At 72.7% G+C, this 513-nt stretch carries 1 protein-coding gene; it reads right to left on the bottom strand.

What is annotated here, in order from left to right; genetic code table 11:
• Positions 1 to 491: hypothetical protein (locus tag ABD323_RS45560; RefSeq protein ID WP_344447792.1), on the bottom strand; the 491-nt coding region annotated here is incomplete at its 3' end.
• Positions 492 to 513: the final 22 nt, after the last annotated feature.

Here is a 513-nt window from a genome sequence, read left to right as displayed (position 1 = left end):
ACCACGACCCGCTCCAGGTCGGCCAGTTCGTCGGCTCCGGGTACCTCCGCGACCGAGACCCCCTCCGCCGAGACTCCGCCGACCGTGGGTCCCTCCACCGAGGCCGCCTCCGGCGTCCCGGCCAGCCGCAGCGACGGCGGCAGCTCCGCGATCGACGGCGCGTCCGGTTCGCGGACCATCACCGCCATGCCGAGCCCGGACTCCCGCCCCTCACCGGTCAGGTCGAGCCCGCTGTACGGGTCCTCCAGGATGAGGTGCTCGGTGTTCCACTCCTTGCGCAGCTCGGCCAGCTCGGCGAGCAGCGGTTCGATCCCGTCCGGCCCGTACGGGCGGGTGAGCACCACCCGGTGGGTGTCGGCGGGGTCCCGCGCACATCGGACCGCCGTGAAGCCGGGGCGGCTGGTGAACTCCCAGCCGTGCACCCGCGCCTGGGCCAGCCAGAAGGCTGCCGCATTGTCATTGGCCTGTTCGAGCCGACCCCGATTCGTCATGACTCGACCCTAGTCAGCGGCC

It is taken from the genome of Kitasatospora nipponensis, from assembly GCF_039528135.1.
GTDB lineage: Bacteria > Actinomycetota > Actinomycetes > Streptomycetales > Streptomycetaceae > Kitasatospora > Kitasatospora nipponensis.
This window is presented reverse-complemented; position numbering and strand designations above follow the sequence as displayed.